Here is a 16145-nt window from a genome sequence, read left to right on the forward strand (position 1 = left end):
CGCGAAGGGGCCGGGCCTGCTGGCGAGATTTCCTGGGTATTCACCGTTGCAGCCACCACCGCATTCGCGGCTGAAGCCGCTCCTACATCGTGCGAGTTGGGCAGGGCTCAGGGGCGAGGGCTGGAAACAAAAAAGGCCCACCTTTCGGTGAGCCTTTTGAGTACTGCGTATGGTGCCGGCACCAGGAATCGAACCCGGGACCTACTGATTACAAGTCAGTTGCTCTACCATCTGAGCTATACCGGCAATGGGGCGTCATTATAGCGATCGGTTGGCGCCTGTAAACCACTTCGTTGCGATTGTTCGCAAAAGAGCTAAGTCACCGACCCAAAAGAAGAAATTTCTTACCAGCCGCGGTGCAGCGTGGTGACGCTTGGCTCGCTTTTACCTGGGTTGAAAAACAGCTTGTCGTTGTCGCAGCCGCGCTTGCGGCAGGGGCTTTCGGTGCGCATGGGCAGGCCGTTGTCACCGCCCAGCTGCATGCCGGGGTGGTTCCAGCCCAGGTTGTCGTTGGGGTGGGACGCTGGGTGTTGGGAGCAGGCGGTCAGGGCCAGGGCGAAGCTGAGCAGGGCGAGGGGCTTGGTTAGCGGCATGGGTGGGTCCAATGTCGAATCTGGCGCAATGCCAGAAGATCGCAGGGCCGCAGGGCAGCGCGCGATTCACTTTTTAATGATTTGGGGCGCGGATGATACACCGATGTGGGTGGATTTAGCATGGGATTGCCTGGGAGGGCCTCTTCGCGGGTGAACCCGCTCCTACACTTATCGATCAGCCTGAAGGTACGAAAATTCTGAACCTGGGACCTAAGGCTTCAGGATCTGTAGGCTTCAGACGTATCCTACGCGCGCCGCCGAAGTATCGCTGTTGTCGGGGAAATGGCTCACGGATAACGTTTCCGGGTCGCTCAGGCGACCGGGTGTGAGAACCCGATTACGAATCTAGCGGCCCGTAATGGCGACCGTGCGCGGGCAGACTTCGGTCTGGCCGAGGCTTCCTATATTCACTCGGTTTCTCACCCTGCGCACGGTTGCCGCCTTTTAATCCGTGAGAAAGACTGAAGGCGGTAACTCCTTGAGGAATATAGGAGTTTGAAACTTGAAAACCATCACCACCGCAGGCATAGAAACCTTCCTGCCCGCCGGTAACCCCTCCCTCAATCTGCTCCGCGTCGAGCCCGGCATCCCGGTCGATGCCGCCTATGAGCATGTCTCCATCCTGATGGGCTACATCAAGCACTTGGTCCGTGAGGGCGATATGGAAGACGACCATAAATTCCTGGGTGCCGCCGATTACCTGTGCGACATGGCCAAGGCGCTGATGAACGATATCGAGATCGCCAAGAACAAGGCGCACTAGGGCCCGAAACGCTCCCTGTGCTAACCACAAGAAATGTTTATGCACAAGTGGCATTCGCAGCTTTAGCGAAAGCCATGCCGCATCGCTACACCGCCTGTCTTTGCGCAAATGCCTGTTTTTGCTGGGCTGCAGGTGCCTGGCGGAATAAGCCAAGCGTTTGAAATAGCGCTTGGCTCCAACAGGTAATCACAAGCTTGTTCACAGAGTTATCCACAGGTTGTGCTGCGGCTAACGGTCGCGTTCAGCGAGGATCAACAGGTTGCGTGGGGTCAGTGGATAGTCGCAGAAAAGCCCCAGCTGCACGTCGAAACCCTGTTCTTCCAGGTAGAGGGCGCGATCGAGCACCAGCCATAGCTCCAACGGCCGGCGGAACAGGTTACGCACCCGCTCCAGGTTGCGTACCTCGGCCAGGCGTTGCCAGCCTGCGGCTTCCAGCGCTGCCCAATCAGGGTTGCCGTTTAGCGGCAAGTTTTTGAGCTGCGCCAGGTCACGGCAGTAGTGCTCGAAGGGCTTCTCCAGCCAGGCCACAGGCAGGGAAGGTGTGGGCAGGTATTCGTCATGTTGCCGTTGCTGGCGTTGCAGCAAGTCGAAACCGAGGCGGCGGGCCATGGAGGCGTCGCGCTGGCGCCGCACGCGGGCGCCGGCGGTCACGGTTTCGCTCAGGGGCAGGCCAAGGTCTTCCAGCGACAGTTGCAGGCGGGAGGCTTGCGCGGCTGTGGATAACGCCTGGTACTGCTGCAGCGCGATCCTGTTGTAGCAGCACGGCGCCACGGCCAGTTGCCGGCAACCTTGCTGGCTGGCCAGCTGCAACAGGCGTACATGCAGGTCGCCACAGGCGTGCAGGGCAACCACGCTTTTTGCACCATCAAGGTGACGGGCGCTGTCGCCGGCCATCACGTCCTGGTGTACGTGCACGGCTGGCAAGTGATGGTGCGCACTCAGGGCTTGGCCAGCGGCGACCAGCTCGGCATCGTATTCCAGGCAGGTCAGTTGCTGGCCGGGTTGCAGCAGGCGGCGGCCGAGGTGGCCTTTGCCCGAGCACCAGTCCAGCCAGTGGCGGGGCTGGTTGCGGAAGGCCAGGTGGCTGGCGAAGGCTTCGATCTGCTGCCACTTGCGGCCGGGGACTGCTACGTCCAAGCGGTGGGCGGCGGGGGGCAGGTCGGTTGCTGGGAGGTTGCCCACGGCGGATAGCTTTTCTGCTTGCCGGGCCAGTTGAGGGAACGGGGCCGGCAACACATCGGCAGCGTCGGGATGTTCTGCATCTGCCAGGGACGATTTGCGCAGGTGGGCGGCCAGCTCGGGGTGTGAGGTTTCCCAGTCCAGTTGCAGGGTGGTGAAGGGGCGCGGTTTCCACAGCTGTTGGTGCTCGATCAGGAACTGGTCGAGGGCCTGGAAGCGGGTGCTTAGCTGGTCGCTGTGGAGGTAGTTGGCCATGGGTAGATGTGTGTAGGTTTTAAGGGCCTCTTCGCGGGCACGCCCGCTCCCACAAGTACAGCGCCAGCCTTGAATATGGCGCTATACCTTGTGGGAGCGGGCGTGCCCGCGAAGCAGTCAGTGAGCGATCAACGGCCCTGGCTGGCATCCACGCGCAGCCAGCGCTCCAGCAGCTTGAAGCCCTGCACCAGCAAGAACGAGATCGCCAGGTAGAACACCCCGGCCGCGAAGAATATCTCCACTGGCAGGTAGGTGCGCGCGATGATGGTGCGGGCCATGCCGGTCAGTTCCAGCAGGGTCACGGTACTGGCCAGGGCACTGGCCTTGAGCATCAGGATCACTTCGTTGCTATACGCCGGCAGGCCGATGCGCGCGGCGCGCGGCAGCATGATGTAGAACAGCGTTTTGCCCCGCGACATGCCCAGCGCCCGTGCCGCCTCGATCTCGCCCTTGGGTATCGATTGCAGGGCGCCACGCAGGATCTCGGCAATATAGGCCGCCGTGTGCAGGGTCATGGTCAGCACCGTGCACCAGAACGGATCGCGCAGGTACGGCCACAGCGCGCTGGAACGCACGGCATCGAACTGCGCCAGGCCGTAGTACACCAGGAACAGCTGTACCAGCAGCGGCGTGCCACGGAAGAAGAAGATATAGCTGAACGGCACTGCGCGCACATACCAGTGGCGCGAGGAACGGGCGATGCCCAGCGGGATGGCCAGGATCAACCCGGCAACCACCGCAATGGCCACCAGCTCCAACGTCAGCACGGCGCCTTCAGCCAGGCGTGGCAGCCATTTGAAGATGACTTCCCAGTTCATTATTCGGCCCTCGCAAAGCCGCGAGCGGCGCGTTTTTCCAGGAAGTACATGCCGGTCATGGCGATTACCGTCAAGCTCAGGTAGATGCAGGCCGCGACCATGTAGAAGGTGAACGGTGCCTTGGTCACGGTCACGCCGATTTGCGCGTGGCGCATGATTTCTTCCAGGCCGATCACCGACACCAGTGCGGTGTCTTTCATCAGGATCATGAACAGGTTGCCCAGGCCGGGCAGGGCGATGCGCCACATTTGCGGCAGAATGATCCGCGACAGGATGCGGCCCTTGGACAGGCCCAGCGCCAGGCCGGCTTCACGGTGGCCCTTGGGGATCGCCAGGATCGCCCCGCGGAACACTTCGGTGGCGTAGGCGCCGAAGCACAGGCCCAGGGCAATCACCCCCGCAGCAAAAGCGCTGAGCTCAAGGCCGGGCATGTTCAGGGCTTCGCCGAGGGTGTTCATCAGCCCGACGGTGCCGAAATAGATAAGCAGTACCCACAGCAGCTCGGGCACGCCGCGCACCAGGGTCGAGTAGAAACCGCCAAGCCATTGCAGCGGCTTGATCGAAGAGGTCTTGGCCAGGGCGCCAAGCAGGCCCAAAACCAGGCCCAGCAGCAAGGCGCATAGCGCCAGTTTTACGGTCATCAGGGTGCCGGCCATCATGGCCGGACCGAATCCGTGCAGGTCGATATTCATGGGCAGGTCATTCTAGGGACTTGCGCGCCCCAGGGGGCGCGCAGTCAGGGCGGATCATTCGATGCTGAACGGGAAGTACTTGTCGTTGATCTTCTTGTACGTGCCGTCGGCCTTGATTTCTGCCAGGGCCTTGTTCAGGTTGTCGCGCAGCTGGGTGTCACCCTTGCGCACGGCAATGCCGATCTTGTCGCTGTCCATCACCGGCTCGCCCTTGAATTCGAAGTTGGAGCCGTCTTTGCTTTTCAGCCACTCGTACTGCACGTACTTGTCGGCCAGGATGCCGTCGATGCGGCCGGACACCAGGTCCAGGTAGGCGTTTTCCTGGGTGTCGTAGAGTTTGACGTCTACGCCCGGGTAGTTGTCTTCAAGGTAGGTGCCGGCCAGGGTGGCGCGCTGGGTGCCGATGACCTTGCCCTTGAGCGAGGCCTTGTCGGTCTTGAAGTCGACGTTCTTCGGTGCGATGAACTGCAGCTTGTTGGAGTAGTACGGGTCGGTGAAATCGACAGCCTGCTTGCGCTCGTCGGTAATCGACAACGACGACACCAGGAAGTCGAACTTCTTGGCGTTGAGGGCCGGAATGATGCCGTCCCAGTCGGAGGTCACGACCGAGCACTCGACCTTCATCTTGGCGCACAGGGCGTCGCCGATGTCCTTGTCGAAGCCGACCACATTACCGCTGGCATCCTTGTTGTTGAACGGTGGGTAGGCGGCTTCGATACCCATGCGCAGTTTTTCTGCGGCCATGGCGTTCGCCGACATCACCAGCGTGGCAGCAGCTGCCAGGAGAAACTTCTTGTAGGTGTGCATGTATTGCTCCGTTAGCGGTGGCTGGACATGAATTGCTTGCAACGCGCCGAGGTCGGGTTTTCGAAGACCTGTTGCGGCGATCCCTGCTCTTCTACCAGGCCCTGGTGCAGGAAGACGACTTCACTGGACACATGGCGGGCGAAGCTCATCTCGTGCGTCACCAGCAGCATGGTACGGCCTTCTTCGGCCAGTGCGCGGATAACGTTAAGCACTTCCTGGACCATTTCCGGATCGAGCGCCGAGGTTGGCTCGTCGAACAGGATGACCTTGGGCTTCATGGCCAGGGTACGGGCAATGGCGGCGCGCTGTTGCTGGCCACCGGAAAGCTGGGCAGGGTAGCTGTGGCGTTTGTCGTAGATGCCGACCTTGTTCAGCAGCGCTTCGGCGGCTTCTACAGCCTCGGCCTTGCTTTGGCCGAGTACACGGCGTGGCGCCTCGATGATGTTGTCGAGGATCGACATGTGCGGCCACAGGTTGAAATTCTGGAAGACAAAGCCGATTTCGCTGCGCAGGCGGTTGATCTGGCGATTGTCGGCGGCGATCAGGTCGCCGTTTTTGGCGGCCTTGAGCTTGAGGCTTTCGCCAGCGACCAGGATTTCGCCCTGGTGCGGGTTTTCGAGCAGGTTGATGCAGCGCAGCAGGGTGGACTTGCCGGAGCCTGACGACCCCAGGATGGAGATCACGTCACCGTCGCGAGCGGTCAGCGAAATACCCTTGAGAATTTCCTGCTCGCCGTAGCGTTTGTGCAGATTGCGGATTTCCAGCGCGGGCGTGGCCTGAGCCATGTGCGGTCCTCATGTGTTCGGGTGCGTTCCCAGCTGTTGGCGGCCTTCCTGGCGTGCGCCAAGCTAGCATAGCGGCATTATGACGGCCAACAGGGTCGCCGGGGACTGTAGGCGCTGGTGGGGCAGTTTGTCGCATCGCTACAGCGTAACGTCGCGCAGATGTCTGCGAAGGTGTCGCCCGGCACCAGTGCCTTGATGAAAAAAGGCGCGATGGTGCCAGCTTTGGCCAGCTCATGGAAGCGGTTTTAGACCATTCGCCGGTAAACCCGACGTTCCACGTTGCGCGCCCCTCGCCGCAGCGGGTTTGACCGCGAAGACCCATCCGGCATTTCTGGTTGTACCTGGCGGTTGCACTTTTTTGCATTGCAGCGGTGCACGGGTGTTACCGAGGGGCACCTTTGGTGCGTTTGTAAGTGGGTATTTCAGTAATCTGCCTTATTAACGGCCTTTTGGTCACTTACTGGCCGAATGCCCTCCAAACCAAGTCCTGCAAGGCCCTGCGAGCATTCTGACGAATGCAGTGCGCACCTGGCGCGCTTATTGCCAGCAGGAAACCGCCGATTGCAGCGACGCCTAGTCCAACCCCAGGCGCGCTCCGTAACCGCAGTCGGAGTGGTCCACTCCTTACAAAGGTAGTTTCAATGAGCGGTAACAATTCCAATGACCTCGCTCAGGGGCTCAAACAACGGCATGTGACCATGCTGTCCATCGCTGGCGTCATCGGTGCCGGCCTGTTCGTAGGCTCTGGCCATGCCATCGCGGCCGCCGGCCCGGCCGTGCTGCTGGCCTACGCCGCCGCCGGTACGCTGGTGGTGCTGGTAATGCGCATGCTGGGTGAAATGGCGGTCGCCTCGCCTGACACCGGTTCGTTCTCTACTTATGCCGACCGTGCCATCGGGCGCTGGGCCGGCTTCACCATTGGCTGGCTGTATTGGTGGTTCTGGGTGCTGGTGATCCCCCTTGAGGCCAACGCCGCTGCGGCCATTCTGCATGCCTGGTTCCCGGCTGTAGACCTGTGGGCCTTCTCCCTGGTCATCACCCTGGCGCTGACCCTGACCAACCTGTGCAGCGTAAAGAACTACGGTGAGTTCGAGTTCTGGTTCGCCCTGTTGAAAGTGCTGGCGATCATCGGGTTCATTGCTGTGGGTTGCGCGGCCATGTTCGGTTTTGTGCCCAATAGCCAGGTCAGCGGTGCCAGCCACCTTTTCGATACCCAGGGCTTCATGCCGAACGGCCTGGGTGCCGTGCTGGCGGCCATGCTCACCACCATGTTCTCGTTCATGGGTACGGAAATCGTCACTATCGCCGCTGCCGAATCGAAAGACCCAGGCAAGCAGATCAGCCGCGCGACCAATTCGGTGATCTGGCGTATCTGCCTGTTCTACCTGGTGTCGATCTTCCTGGTGGTGGCTCTGGTGCCGTGGAACGACCCGGCGCTGGCCGAAACCGGCTCCTACCAGACTGTGCTCAGCCGCATCGGCGTGCCGAATGCCAAGCTGATCGTCGACATCGTGGTGCTGGTTGCGGTGACCAGCTGCCTGAACTCGGCGCTGTACACCTCTTCGCGCATGCTGTTCTCGCTGAGCAAGCGCGGTGATGCCCCGGCTGTTGCCCAGCGCACCACCAAGGCCGCTACCCCGCATGTGGCGGTATTGCTGTCCACGGCTGCGGCGTTCCTGTGCGTGTTCGCCAACTTCGTGGCCCCGGCCCAGGTGTTCGAGTTCCTGCTGGCAAGTTCAGGTGCCATTGCGCTGCTGGTGTACTTGGTGATTGCCGTGTCGCAACTGCGCATGCGCGCACAGCGTGAGGCCCGTGGTGAGAAGATCACCTTCAAGATGTGGCTGTTCCCGGGCCTGACTTGGGCGACCATTGCCTTCATCGTGGCGATTCTGGTGGTGATGGCCCTGCGCGAGGACCACCGTGCCGAGATTATCGCAACGGCGCTGCTGAGCATTGGTGTGGTGGCGGCTGGCTTGCTGGTGCACCGCAAGCGTGAAGCTGCCGGGCGGGTGGCGCTGGATAACTGATCCACGCTGGCTGCACTGAAAAGGCCGCGCCCTGAGGGGGGTGCGGCCTTTTTTGTGGTTCATCGCGCTTTCCCGGGGAAGGCAGCCTTGATTTTCAGGAAAAAGTATTCCGAGTCCCGAAAACCATAGGCCATACGCTTGATCACCTTGATGCGGTTGTTGACGCCCTCAAGGACGCTGGTATGCATATGGAAGTTGGCACTGGCGAGGATGCCTCGGGCGTATTTGCGCAGGTTGCGAGCGAAGCGCTGTAGCGGCGCGAGGCCGCTGTCCCGGGCGTGCCGCAACCAGGTTCGCCAGCGGCGCCAGCCCTCTCGTACGCTGGGGGCGAACCAGACATCCTTCAGCGCATCCTTGAGGACATAGACCGTAGCCAGCGGCTGGTTGGCCGCGAGTAGTTCTTGAAGCTGCACGGCTTGTCCGTCCTTCAGGTTGTTGCGATTGCGCAGCAGCAGCCAGCGGCTTTGCTTGACCGCCTTTCGTGCCGGCTTGTCTTCGCGCAGGAGGTTGGCCTGGTCAACCCGGATACGGTCGATCACATCCCGACCGTAGCGCGCGACGACGTGAAACAGGTCGTACACCACTTCGGCTTGCGGGCAATGCTTCTTCACCTCCAAATCAAAAGCCGTGTTCATGTCCATGGCCACCGCCTCTATCTGCTGGCAGTGCTTGCCGAGCAATTCAAAGAACGGGCGGACCGCCTCGCGGCTGTTGCCGTGGCCGACCCACAATACCCGCGTTCGCTCGGCATCCATGATGACCGTGGCATAGCGATGCCCTTTGTGCAGGGCGAACTCGTCCATCACCAGGCGGCGGACACCGGTTGAATCGAAGTTGCCTACCTCGGCTTGAAGGCGTCGTTTATCGAGCGTTTTGAGGGTGTGCCAATGCAGGCCGGTGAGCTGGCTGACGTGGCTGATCGGCAGCAGCCGCAGCAAGCTTTCGAGCCATATCCGTAACCGCTGGGTCAGCCGAGATGCTGGCTCCAACCAGTCGATCCGCTCGGTCACCCGCCCACAACTCAGGCAATCGACTCGGCGCACTGGTAGTTGAAGCAGGACGCGCTGATCGAACAGATCACGATCACGCACCAGACGAATCCGGCGATCGTGAATCAACGGGCTGAACTGGCCACAACGCCCGCACTTAGGAAGAGAGCCGGCTTGAGGTTCAAGCTCAATGAGGAGGGTGTTATCGGTAGATGGGCGACAGGTAACGGCGTCGTAGCCTGGCCAGAAAGCGGCAAGATCAATAGGATGCACGGCGACAGCAGGGACAGGTGAAGGGTGTGTTTGGCGACTGCCAATTTACCTGCTTCCCTGACTGTCAACTCGCTCTTCCCCCAGACTCCGCGAAGAACCTTTTTTGTTGCCTGTGCCGGCCCTTTCGCGGGCATGCCCGCTCCCACAGGGTTGGCGTTGCCCTCGGGCTTGTGCTTGACCTGTGGGAGCGGGCGAACCCGCGAAAAGGCCGGTACAGGCTACATGGCCCTATCAGCCAAACTGTTTTTGCTGCTGCTTGGCCACCAGCTCGGACGCGCCCTTTCGCGGGCATGCCCGCTCCGACAGGGGGGGCGTGGCCCTCGGGCTTGTGCTTGACCTGTGGGAGCGGGCGAGCCCGCGAAGAGGCCGGTACAGGCTATATGGCCCTGTCAACCAAACTGTTTTTGCTGCTGCTTGGCCACCAGCTCGGACGCGCCCTTTCGCGGGCATGCCCGCTCCGACAGGGGGGGGGCGTGGCCCTCGGGCTTGTGCTTGACCTGTGGGAGCGGGCGAGCCCGCGAAGAGGCCGGTACAGGCTACATGACCCTGTCAACCAAACTGTTTTTGCTGCTGCTTGGCCACGAGCTCGGAGGCCGCGACATAGGCCGCCTGGAACTCATCGCTCTCCAGCCAGGCCATGGTCGCCTCTTCATCGGCGCCGTCGAGCCACGCGCGGTAGGCGGTGAACACCAGCACGATATAGTCAGTGGCGTGCTCTTCCTTGTGCCCCTTGAGCACCAGCGCCAGAAGCGGGTCAACCAGGAATACCGAAATCATCGGCACCAAGCCGCCGCTCTCCTGTGCTTCCTTCATCTTGGTGAACATGGCGTCGTAGCTGCCCGACTCCATCGCCTTGTTGTACACCTGCTCGACGCTGGCGCTGTCACCGGCACTGGCCTTGACCGCCTGCCCGCTGCGTACCATGCGGTTCTGCTTGGCCTTGCTGGCGGCACGCTTGGCGCGTTTTTGTTGCTTGGTAGGGGTGGCCATGAGGGCTTGAATCCTTGGGTGTGTCTGGAAAGTGCGCGTATTGAAGCGCAGTTGCCCAGGAAACCCAAGCACCGGAGAGCGAAGAGGCCCCGCGGCTGAGAAATGCCAGGCAACAAAAAACCCGCACTAGGCGGGTTTCTTGTTGTCGCTTCGGGTAACTTTGCAACCACCAGAAGCTTGAAGGTGGTGCCCAGAGACGGAGTCGAACCGCCGACACGAGGATTTTCAATCCTCTGCTCTACCGACTGAGCTATCTGGGCGACGAGGTGAATTAAATAGATTTTCTCCCGGGCCGTCAACGACTTTTTTAAAAAATTTTAAATTAATTCCGTCGCTTACGGTTCGTGGGGTCATTCCGAGGGTGGCACGTAGCCTTCCGCCTGGGCGTATTCCTCACCGGCGAAAAACTTGTCCATTTCAGCCTGGAGGAATTTGCGATCCTCGGCGTTCATCATGTTCAGGCGCTTCTCGTTGATCAGCATGGTCTGGTGCTTCTGCCAGTCGGCCCAGGCTTTCTGCGAGATGTTGTCGAAGATGTCCTGGCCCTTGGCGCCGGGGTAGGGCGGGCGTTCCAGGCCTGGCAGTTCTTCGTTGTATTTGCGGCACATCACGGTGCGGGTCATCAGGCATCTCCTGCAATCAGTTCGTCGGCCGCGCGCTTAAGCAGTTTTTTCACCGGAGCGGCAAGGCCCAGGCGCGGCGGGGTGGCGAGGTTATACCAGAGCCAGTCAGCCTCGGCCACGTGCTCGCCAAGCGGCGCGACACGTACCAGCCAGGGCTCGATCGCCAGCTGGAAGTGGCTGAAGGTATGGGTCAGGCCATCCATGGCCTGGCTGCCGGCCAGGCGCAAACCGTGCTGGTAGGCCAGGTCGTCGAGTTGGGCGATGTCGTCCAGCTCTGGCAGGCTCCACAAGCCACCCCACAGGCCGCTGGACGGGCGCCGATAAAGCAGAATGGCGCCCTCGTGGTTGGCCAGCAGTGGCATCAGCGTGCGGCGCTGCGGCAGCGCCTTGCGCGGTTTGGGCTCGGGGTAGCGGGTTTCTTCACCGTGCAGGTGGGCTTCGCAGCCACGTTGCAGCGGGCAGATCAGGCAGCTTGGCTTGCTGCGCGTACACAGCGTGGCACCCATGTCCATCATGGCCTGGGTGTAGTGGTTGGCGCGCTGCTGCGGGGTGAAACGCTCGGCGGTGGCCCACAGCTGGTTGGCCACCTTCGGCTCGCCCGGGTAGCCGCCCTGGGCGGTGAAGCGGGCCAGCACGCGCTTGACGTTGCCGTCGAGGATCGGCGCGCGAATGCCCATGCTGATGCTGGCGATGGCACCGGCCGTGGAGCGGCCGATGCCGGGCAGCTCGGTGAGCTGCTCGACACTGCGCGGAAACTCGCCACCATGTTGCGCCACGACGATCTTCGCGGCTTTTTGCAGGTTGCGGGCGCGGGTGTAGTAACCCAGCCCGGTCCACAGGTGCAGCACTTCGTCTTCGGGCGCTTCGGCCAGCGCCTGCACGGTCGGCAGCGCCTGCATGAAGCGGTCGAAGTAGTTCAGTACGGTGCTGACCTGGGTTTGCTGCAGCATGATTTCCGACACCCACACCCGGTACGGGGTTATGCCCTGTTGCCAGGGCAGGTCGTGGCGGCCGTGTTCGTCGTACCAGTCCAGCACAGCGCTGGAGAACTGCTCGGGGGTCATCGCTTGAATAGCCCCTTGAGCGCGTCTTTCAATTCCGGGCTCACTTTGTCTCCGAGTTTTTCATCGAGTTTTTCGTCGATCTTGTCTTTCAGTCGGTCACCGGCCAGCTTGGCTGCGACCTTGCCCAGGCCGTTCTGGTCCAGGCGGCAGGCCTTGGCGCCCAGCTCCAGCGGGCCGCGGCACTGCAGCGGAACTTCAACCCCCACGTAGCGCTCGTTGACCTGGCAGGCCGGGTCCGGCATGGCACGCTGGTCGCCTTCGACGATCACGCCGATGTTGTAGTCCATACCCAGTACACGCAGGTCGAGGTCGCCATGGCCGTTCACGGTCAGGCCCGGGATGCGTGCCTTGAGGTCTGGGTTGCTGGCAACGCCATTGCGTACCACCAGGCTGCCACGCAGTTCCTGGAACGGGGTGTCCTTGCCGCGTGGCTCGCCGGTGAGGGTTTTGCGGTTGAGGGTGGCGATGGCCTGGCACAGTTGCTGCTCAAGGTTGGCATTGACCAGCACACCGTCGTTGATGGTGAAGTTTGCACTGCCGTTGAGCGTGTCCACCAGTGCCTTCTGGCTGTTGCCGGTGGCGGTCAGATCACTGGTCAGGGTCAGCAGGCCCTTGACCGGTGGTGCCTGCTCCTTGCCGTCGGCCTTGATGAAGTGTTCCACCGGCACCCGTTGGATGCTGGTGCTGACGCCCAGCTGTGGCACGGCAGGGCGCACATCGACCGTACCCTTGGCGTCGAAGGTGCCGTTGTACAGGCCGCCGCGCAGCGTTTGCAGGGTCAGCAGGCCGCCCTGGCCGCTGGCCTTGAGCTGGGCGTCGACGATCGGCAGTTTGTCCAGGGTCAGCGAGCCAAAGGCCAGTTCGGCCTGCAGGTCCAGCGTACGCAGGCGGTCGACCGGCAGCAGCTTGTCATCGCTCCAGGCTACCTGGGTCGGTGCGTTGGGCAGCGGTGTGGTGCCGGCACCGGCAACCGCGCTGGCTTCCTGTTGCTTGACCTCGGCCTGGCGCGCAGCCGTGGCGCCTTTGGCTTGTTCGCTCTTGGCCGGCAGGTAGCGGTCGGCGTCGAAGCTGTCGCCTTTAAGCTGCACGCGCAGGGCTTGCCTGGCGAAGTCTTCGATGGCTACGCGCCCGCTGAACGTGCTGTCGTCAAGCTTCACTGCCAGGTCGTCCAGGCTCAGGCTGCTGGGTGTGCCTTGCAGGCGGGTCACCAGCTCCAGCTTGCCGAAGGCAGCCGGGTCGTTGGTTGCCGGCAGCGGGTGGCCGATGCCGTCCAGGAAGGTGCGCAGGTCGAGCTGGGCAATGGACAGGCCGCCGCTCAACTGGGGAGTCTTGTCCAGGTCGCGCAGGTTCAGTTCACCCAGGGCGCGCAGTTGGTTGGCCGAGACTTTCAGGCCGTTCCAGGAGGCGACGTTGGCGGCCATGTCGACCAGCAGCTGGCCCTGGGCAACGAAGGCCACTGTTTTGCCGCCGGTCGGTTCACCCGAAGTTTCGCCCGACAGGCGCATGTCCTCGAAGTTGTAGCGCTTGAGCTTGCGGTCGAAACGCAGTTCGCCGGCCAGCTCGGTGCGGGCTTTGATATTCGGCTGGCGGGCACTGACAAAAGCACTGGCCTTGAGCGGGATGTTCGCGCCTTCATGCACAGGGCCGGTGCTCAGCTGGATGCTTTCGGCGCTGTAGCTCTGGCCGGTCTTGGCGTCGGTGTACTGCACCCGGGCGTTGTTGACGGTCAGGCTGTCGATGTCCAGTTTGACAGGGCGTTCGTTGCCGTCGGCGGCCGCGGGTTTCTGCCCGGTGGCTGCCTGGGGCGGTGCGTCGGTGGCAGAGCCAGCCTGCGCAGGCAGCGGCTTGCCAATGTCTTCCCAGTTGCCGTGGCCTTGTTCGTCACGGGCCAGGGTCAGGTTCAGGCCCTCGACGCGCACGTCGCTCATTTGCACCTCGCGGCGCAGCAGCGGCAGTACCCGTACCGACAGGCCGAGCATCTGCAGGTCGGCGAACGGCTCGTTGGGTTTGGCCAAGGTGGCGATGCTGGCCTCGTGCAGCTCCAGGCCCAGCCATGGGAACAGGCTCCAGCCGATATCACCGTTGAGGGTCAGTTCGACATGTGCCTTGTCGCGCGCCAGTTGGCGAATCTCGTCTTTATAGTCGTTGGGATCGAATAGGTGGGTCAGGGCGAAGCCCAGCGCCACGATGATCAGCAGCAACCCGAGAAGCCCCAGTCCCAGGATTTTGCCGAACGCTTTCATGGGCGAATCCTTGTAGTCCGATTTTGAAATTCAAGCGGCTGAGTATAGCGCCGCCATGCATATCCCTGCGTATTCGACCAGAGATGCAGGATATTTCCTACGCTTTTAGCCGGTAGTACGGCTTTAAAAGGGGGACATGATCGATTCAGCCGAGCAAAAAAACACGATATCAGATTGCTTTCACGCGACTCGATCCTGCTAACCTTGCGCCGCTTTGCCTGCCCTCACCCTATAAGAAAAGGATCATGTTCATGACCAGTACCGTCACGACGGGCGCCCCGGCGAGTACGCCAGGCTTCCTGTCGAAGGAGCGCATCATCGCCCGCCCGGGCTTCAACCGTTGGCTGGTTCCGCCAGCTGCCCTGGCCATTCACCTGTGTATCGGCATGGCCTATGGCTTCTCGGTGTTCTGGCTGCCACTGTCGCAAGCCCTGGGCATCACCGCCCCAGTGGCGTGCGCGGCCGACATGGGCTTCGTGGCCCGCCTGTTCAGCGCCGAATGCGACTGGCCCATTTCCATGCTGAGCTGGATCTACACCCTGTTCTTCGTCTTCCTGGGATGCTCGGCGGCCGTGCTGGGTGGGTGGCTGGAGCACGCCGGCCCACGCAAGGCCGGCCTGGTATCGGCGCTGTGCTGGTGTGGCGGCATGCTGATTTCGGCCATTGGGGTCAAAACCCACCAACTGTGGCTGATGTGGCTGGGTTCCGGGGTTATCGGCGGTATCGGCCTGGGGCTGGGGTATATCTCGCCGGTGTCGACCCTGATCAAATGGTTCCCGGACAAGCGCGGCATGGCCACCGGCATGGCCATCATGGGCTTCGGCGGCGGCGCCATGGTCGGTGCGCCACTGGCCACCGCACTGATGGGCCACTTTGGCAACGCGCAGGAAGTGGGGGTGTGGCAGAGCTTCGTTGCCATGGCGGCGATCTACTTCGTGTTCATGACTGCCGGCGCCCTGGCCTACCGCGTGCCGCCCACCGGCTGGAAGCCTGAAGGCTGGACTGCTCCGCTGAAAAAAGCCGGCAATACCATGGTCACCGACCGCCACGTGCACGTCAGCGTGGCGTGGAAAACCCCGCAATTTGCGCTGATCTGGCTGGTGCTGTGCCTGAACGTGTCTGCAGGCATCGGTATTATCGGCATGGCTTCGCCGCTGCTGCAGGAAGTGTTCGCTGGCAAGCTGCTGGGCAACGAGCTGACCTTCAGCGAGCTGAACGCCGCCCAGCTGGCGCAGATCGCCGCGATCGCCGCCGGCTTCACCGGCCTGCTGAGCCTGTTCAACATCGGTGGCCGGTTCTTCTGGGCATCGTTCTCCGACTACATCGGGCGCAAGAACACCTACTTCGCCTTCTTCGCCCTGGGCGTGGGCTTGTACAGCCTGGTACCGAACATGGGCCACCTGGGCAATGTGGCGCTGTTCGTGGCGGCGTTCTGCATCATCCTGTCGATGTATGGCGGTGGCTTCGCCACGGTGCCGGCGTACCTGGCCGACCTGTTCGGTACGCAGATGGTCGGTGCCATTCATGGGCGCCTGCTGACCGCCTGGGCGGCTGCAGGGGTGCTGGGGCCAGTGCTGATCACCTACCTGCGCGAGTCGCAGCTGGCAGCCGGGGTAGAGCGCGCGGCGGCCTATGACATGACGCTGTATATCCTTGCCGGGCTGCTGGTGCTGGGCTTTATCTGCAACATGCTGGTGCGGCCGGTTGCCGACAAGCACTTCATGAGCGATGCCGAGCTGGCGGCCGAGCGGGCGTTGAGCCATGACAAAGGCGCCGATGGCGCACGCTCGCTGGAGTGGAAAGCCGCGCCGGGGAGCCTGCCGCTGGTGCTGCTGGCCTGGGCGGTGGTGGTGGTGCCGTTGGCCTGGGGGGTGTGGATTACCCTGCAGAAGACGGCGGTACTGTTCCATTGATGAGTGATACAGCCGGTTGAGTTTGCCGGCTGTACCGGCACTATCGCCGGCAAGCCAGCTCCCACAGGTCCACCCTAGGCTTTGAACACGGTGGGGGCCTGTAGGAGCGGCCTTGTGTCGCGATGGGCTGC

General features: G+C 62.2%; 14 protein-coding genes and 2 tRNA genes. 3 read left to right on the forward strand and 13 right to left on the reverse strand.

The genetic code is table 11. The features are described from left to right. Positions 1 to 170 precede the first annotated feature (170 nt). Positions 171 to 246, reverse strand: a tRNA-Thr gene (locus GEV39_RS01235). 98 nt (positions 247 to 344) lie between these two features. Next, entirely contained in the window at positions 345 to 593 is a 249-nt protein-coding gene (locus GEV39_RS01240) for a hypothetical protein (protein ID WP_173887297.1), read from the reverse strand. A 502-nt stretch (positions 594 to 1095) separates the two neighbouring features. Here GEV39_RS01240 and GEV39_RS01245 point away from each other — a divergent pair. Beyond that, on the forward strand, positions 1096 to 1356 hold the full coding sequence (locus tag GEV39_RS01245; protein WP_173887299.1) for a DUF3077 domain-containing protein: 261 nt from the start codon (positions 1096 to 1098) through the stop codon (positions 1354 to 1356). A gap of 228 nt (positions 1357 to 1584) precedes the next feature. Here GEV39_RS01245 and GEV39_RS01250 read toward each other — a convergent pair whose 3' ends face one another. The 5 genes from GEV39_RS01250 to GEV39_RS01270 form a co-directional block, all read right to left on the reverse strand. Next, positions 1585 to 2790: a methyltransferase gene (locus GEV39_RS01250; protein ID WP_173887300.1), complete on the reverse strand. Its 1206-nt coding sequence runs from the start codon at positions 2788 to 2790 to the stop codon at positions 1585 to 1587. A 128-nt stretch (positions 2791 to 2918) separates the two neighbouring features. Next, on the reverse strand, positions 2919 to 3608 hold the full coding sequence (locus tag GEV39_RS01255; protein ID WP_009682869.1) for an ABC transporter permease: 690 nt from the start codon (positions 3606 to 3608) through the stop codon (positions 2919 to 2921). Continuing rightward, positions 3608 to 4300: an ABC transporter permease gene (locus GEV39_RS01260; RefSeq protein ID WP_009682870.1), complete on the reverse strand. Its 693-nt coding sequence runs from the start codon at positions 4298 to 4300 to the stop codon at positions 3608 to 3610. The genes GEV39_RS01255 and GEV39_RS01260 overlap by 1 nt, the downstream gene beginning before the upstream one ends. Positions 4301 to 4354: 54 nt before the next feature. Beyond that, on the reverse strand, positions 4355 to 5107 hold the full coding sequence (locus tag GEV39_RS01265; RefSeq protein ID WP_009682871.1) for an ABC transporter substrate-binding protein: 753 nt from the start codon (positions 5105 to 5107) through the stop codon (positions 4355 to 4357). Positions 5108 to 5118: 11 nt separating this feature from the next. Continuing rightward, positions 5119 to 5892: an ABC transporter ATP-binding protein gene (locus GEV39_RS01270; RefSeq protein ID WP_009682872.1), complete on the reverse strand. Its 774-nt coding sequence runs from the start codon at positions 5890 to 5892 to the stop codon at positions 5119 to 5121. 641 nt (positions 5893 to 6533) lie between these two features. Between GEV39_RS01270 and gabP the strand changes: the two genes are divergently transcribed. Next, positions 6534 to 7919, forward strand: coding sequence for a GABA permease (gene gabP, locus GEV39_RS01275; protein WP_029887657.1), 1386 nt, complete (start codon positions 6534 to 6536; stop codon positions 7917 to 7919). A 59-nt stretch (positions 7920 to 7978) separates the two neighbouring features. Here gabP and GEV39_RS01280 read toward each other — a convergent pair whose 3' ends face one another. The 6 genes from GEV39_RS01280 to GEV39_RS01305 all read right to left on the reverse strand — a co-directional run bounded on the left by GEV39_RS01280 (position 7979) and on the right by GEV39_RS01305 (position 14101). Beyond that, entirely contained in the window at positions 7979 to 9181 is a 1203-nt protein-coding gene (locus tag GEV39_RS01280) for an ISL3 family transposase (protein WP_003464938.1), read from the reverse strand. 549 nt (positions 9182 to 9730) lie between these two features. Further along, on the reverse strand, positions 9731 to 10171 hold the full coding sequence (locus GEV39_RS01285) for a hypothetical protein (RefSeq protein WP_009682874.1): 441 nt from the start codon (positions 10169 to 10171) through the stop codon (positions 9731 to 9733). A 184-nt stretch (positions 10172 to 10355) separates the two neighbouring features. Then, a tRNA-Phe gene (locus GEV39_RS01290) sits at positions 10356 to 10431 on the reverse strand. Positions 10432 to 10521: 90 nt separating this feature from the next. Continuing rightward, a complete protein-coding gene (locus tag GEV39_RS01295) occupies positions 10522 to 10794 on the reverse strand; it encodes an oxidative damage protection protein (protein WP_173887302.1) in 273 nt (90 codons plus the stop codon). Continuing rightward, positions 10794 to 11858, reverse strand: coding sequence for an A/G-specific adenine glycosylase (gene mutY / locus GEV39_RS01300; protein WP_009682877.1), 1065 nt, complete (start codon positions 11856 to 11858; stop codon positions 10794 to 10796). Before mutY ends, GEV39_RS01295 begins: the two co-directional genes overlap by 1 nt. After that, positions 11855 to 14101: an AsmA family protein gene (locus GEV39_RS01305; protein ID WP_173887304.1), complete on the reverse strand. Its 2247-nt coding sequence runs from the start codon at positions 14099 to 14101 to the stop codon at positions 11855 to 11857. The genes mutY and GEV39_RS01305 overlap by 4 nt, the downstream gene beginning before the upstream one ends. A gap of 251 nt (positions 14102 to 14352) precedes the next feature. Between GEV39_RS01305 and GEV39_RS01310 the strand changes: the two genes are divergently transcribed. Further along, positions 14353 to 16014: an OFA family MFS transporter gene (locus GEV39_RS01310; RefSeq protein WP_047150101.1), complete on the forward strand. Its 1662-nt coding sequence runs from the start codon at positions 14353 to 14355 to the stop codon at positions 16012 to 16014. The last annotated feature ends 131 nt before the right edge of the window (positions 16015 to 16145 follow it).

The sequence above is a fragment of the Pseudomonas sp. NY5710 genome, from assembly GCF_013305665.1.
Taxonomy (GTDB): domain Bacteria; phylum Pseudomonadota; class Gammaproteobacteria; order Pseudomonadales; family Pseudomonadaceae; genus Aquipseudomonas; species Aquipseudomonas juntendi.

Bases quoted from the DNA above. Each gene is read 5' to 3' on its own strand.
- GEV39_RS01240 (WP_173887297.1), bottom strand. From the start codon at position 593: ATGCCGCTAACCAAGCCCCTCGCCCTGCTCAGCTTCGCCCTGGCCCTG.
- GEV39_RS01250 (WP_173887300.1), bottom strand. From the start codon at position 2,790: ATGGCCAACTACCTCCACAGCGACCAGCTAAGCACCCGCTTCCAGGCC.
- GEV39_RS01255 (WP_009682869.1), bottom strand. From the start codon at position 3,608: ATGAACTGGGAAGTCATCTTCAAATGGCTGCCACGCCTGGCTGAAGGC.
- GEV39_RS01260 (WP_009682870.1), bottom strand. From the start codon at position 4,300: ATGAATATCGACCTGCACGGATTCGGTCCGGCCATGATGGCCGGCACC.
- GEV39_RS01265 (WP_009682871.1), bottom strand. From the start codon at position 5,107: ATGCACACCTACAAGAAGTTTCTCCTGGCAGCTGCTGCCACGCTGGTG.
- GEV39_RS01270 (WP_009682872.1), bottom strand. From the start codon at position 5,892: ATGGCTCAGGCCACGCCCGCGCTGGAAATCCGCAATCTGCACAAACGC.
- gabP (WP_029887657.1), top strand. From the start codon at position 6,534: ATGAGCGGTAACAATTCCAATGACCTCGCTCAGGGGCTCAAACAACGG.
- GEV39_RS01285 (WP_009682874.1), bottom strand. From the start codon at position 10,171: ATGGCCACCCCTACCAAGCAACAAAAACGCGCCAAGCGTGCCGCCAGC.
- GEV39_RS01295 (WP_173887302.1), bottom strand. From the start codon at position 10,794: ATGACCCGCACCGTGATGTGCCGCAAATACAACGAAGAACTGCCAGGC.
- mutY (WP_009682877.1), bottom strand. From the start codon at position 11,858: ATGACCCCCGAGCAGTTCTCCAGCGCTGTGCTGGACTGGTACGACGAA.
- GEV39_RS01305 (WP_173887304.1), bottom strand. From the start codon at position 14,101: ATGAAAGCGTTCGGCAAAATCCTGGGACTGGGGCTTCTCGGGTTGCTG.
- GEV39_RS01310 (WP_047150101.1), top strand. From the start codon at position 14,353: ATGACCAGTACCGTCACGACGGGCGCCCCGGCGAGTACGCCAGGCTTC.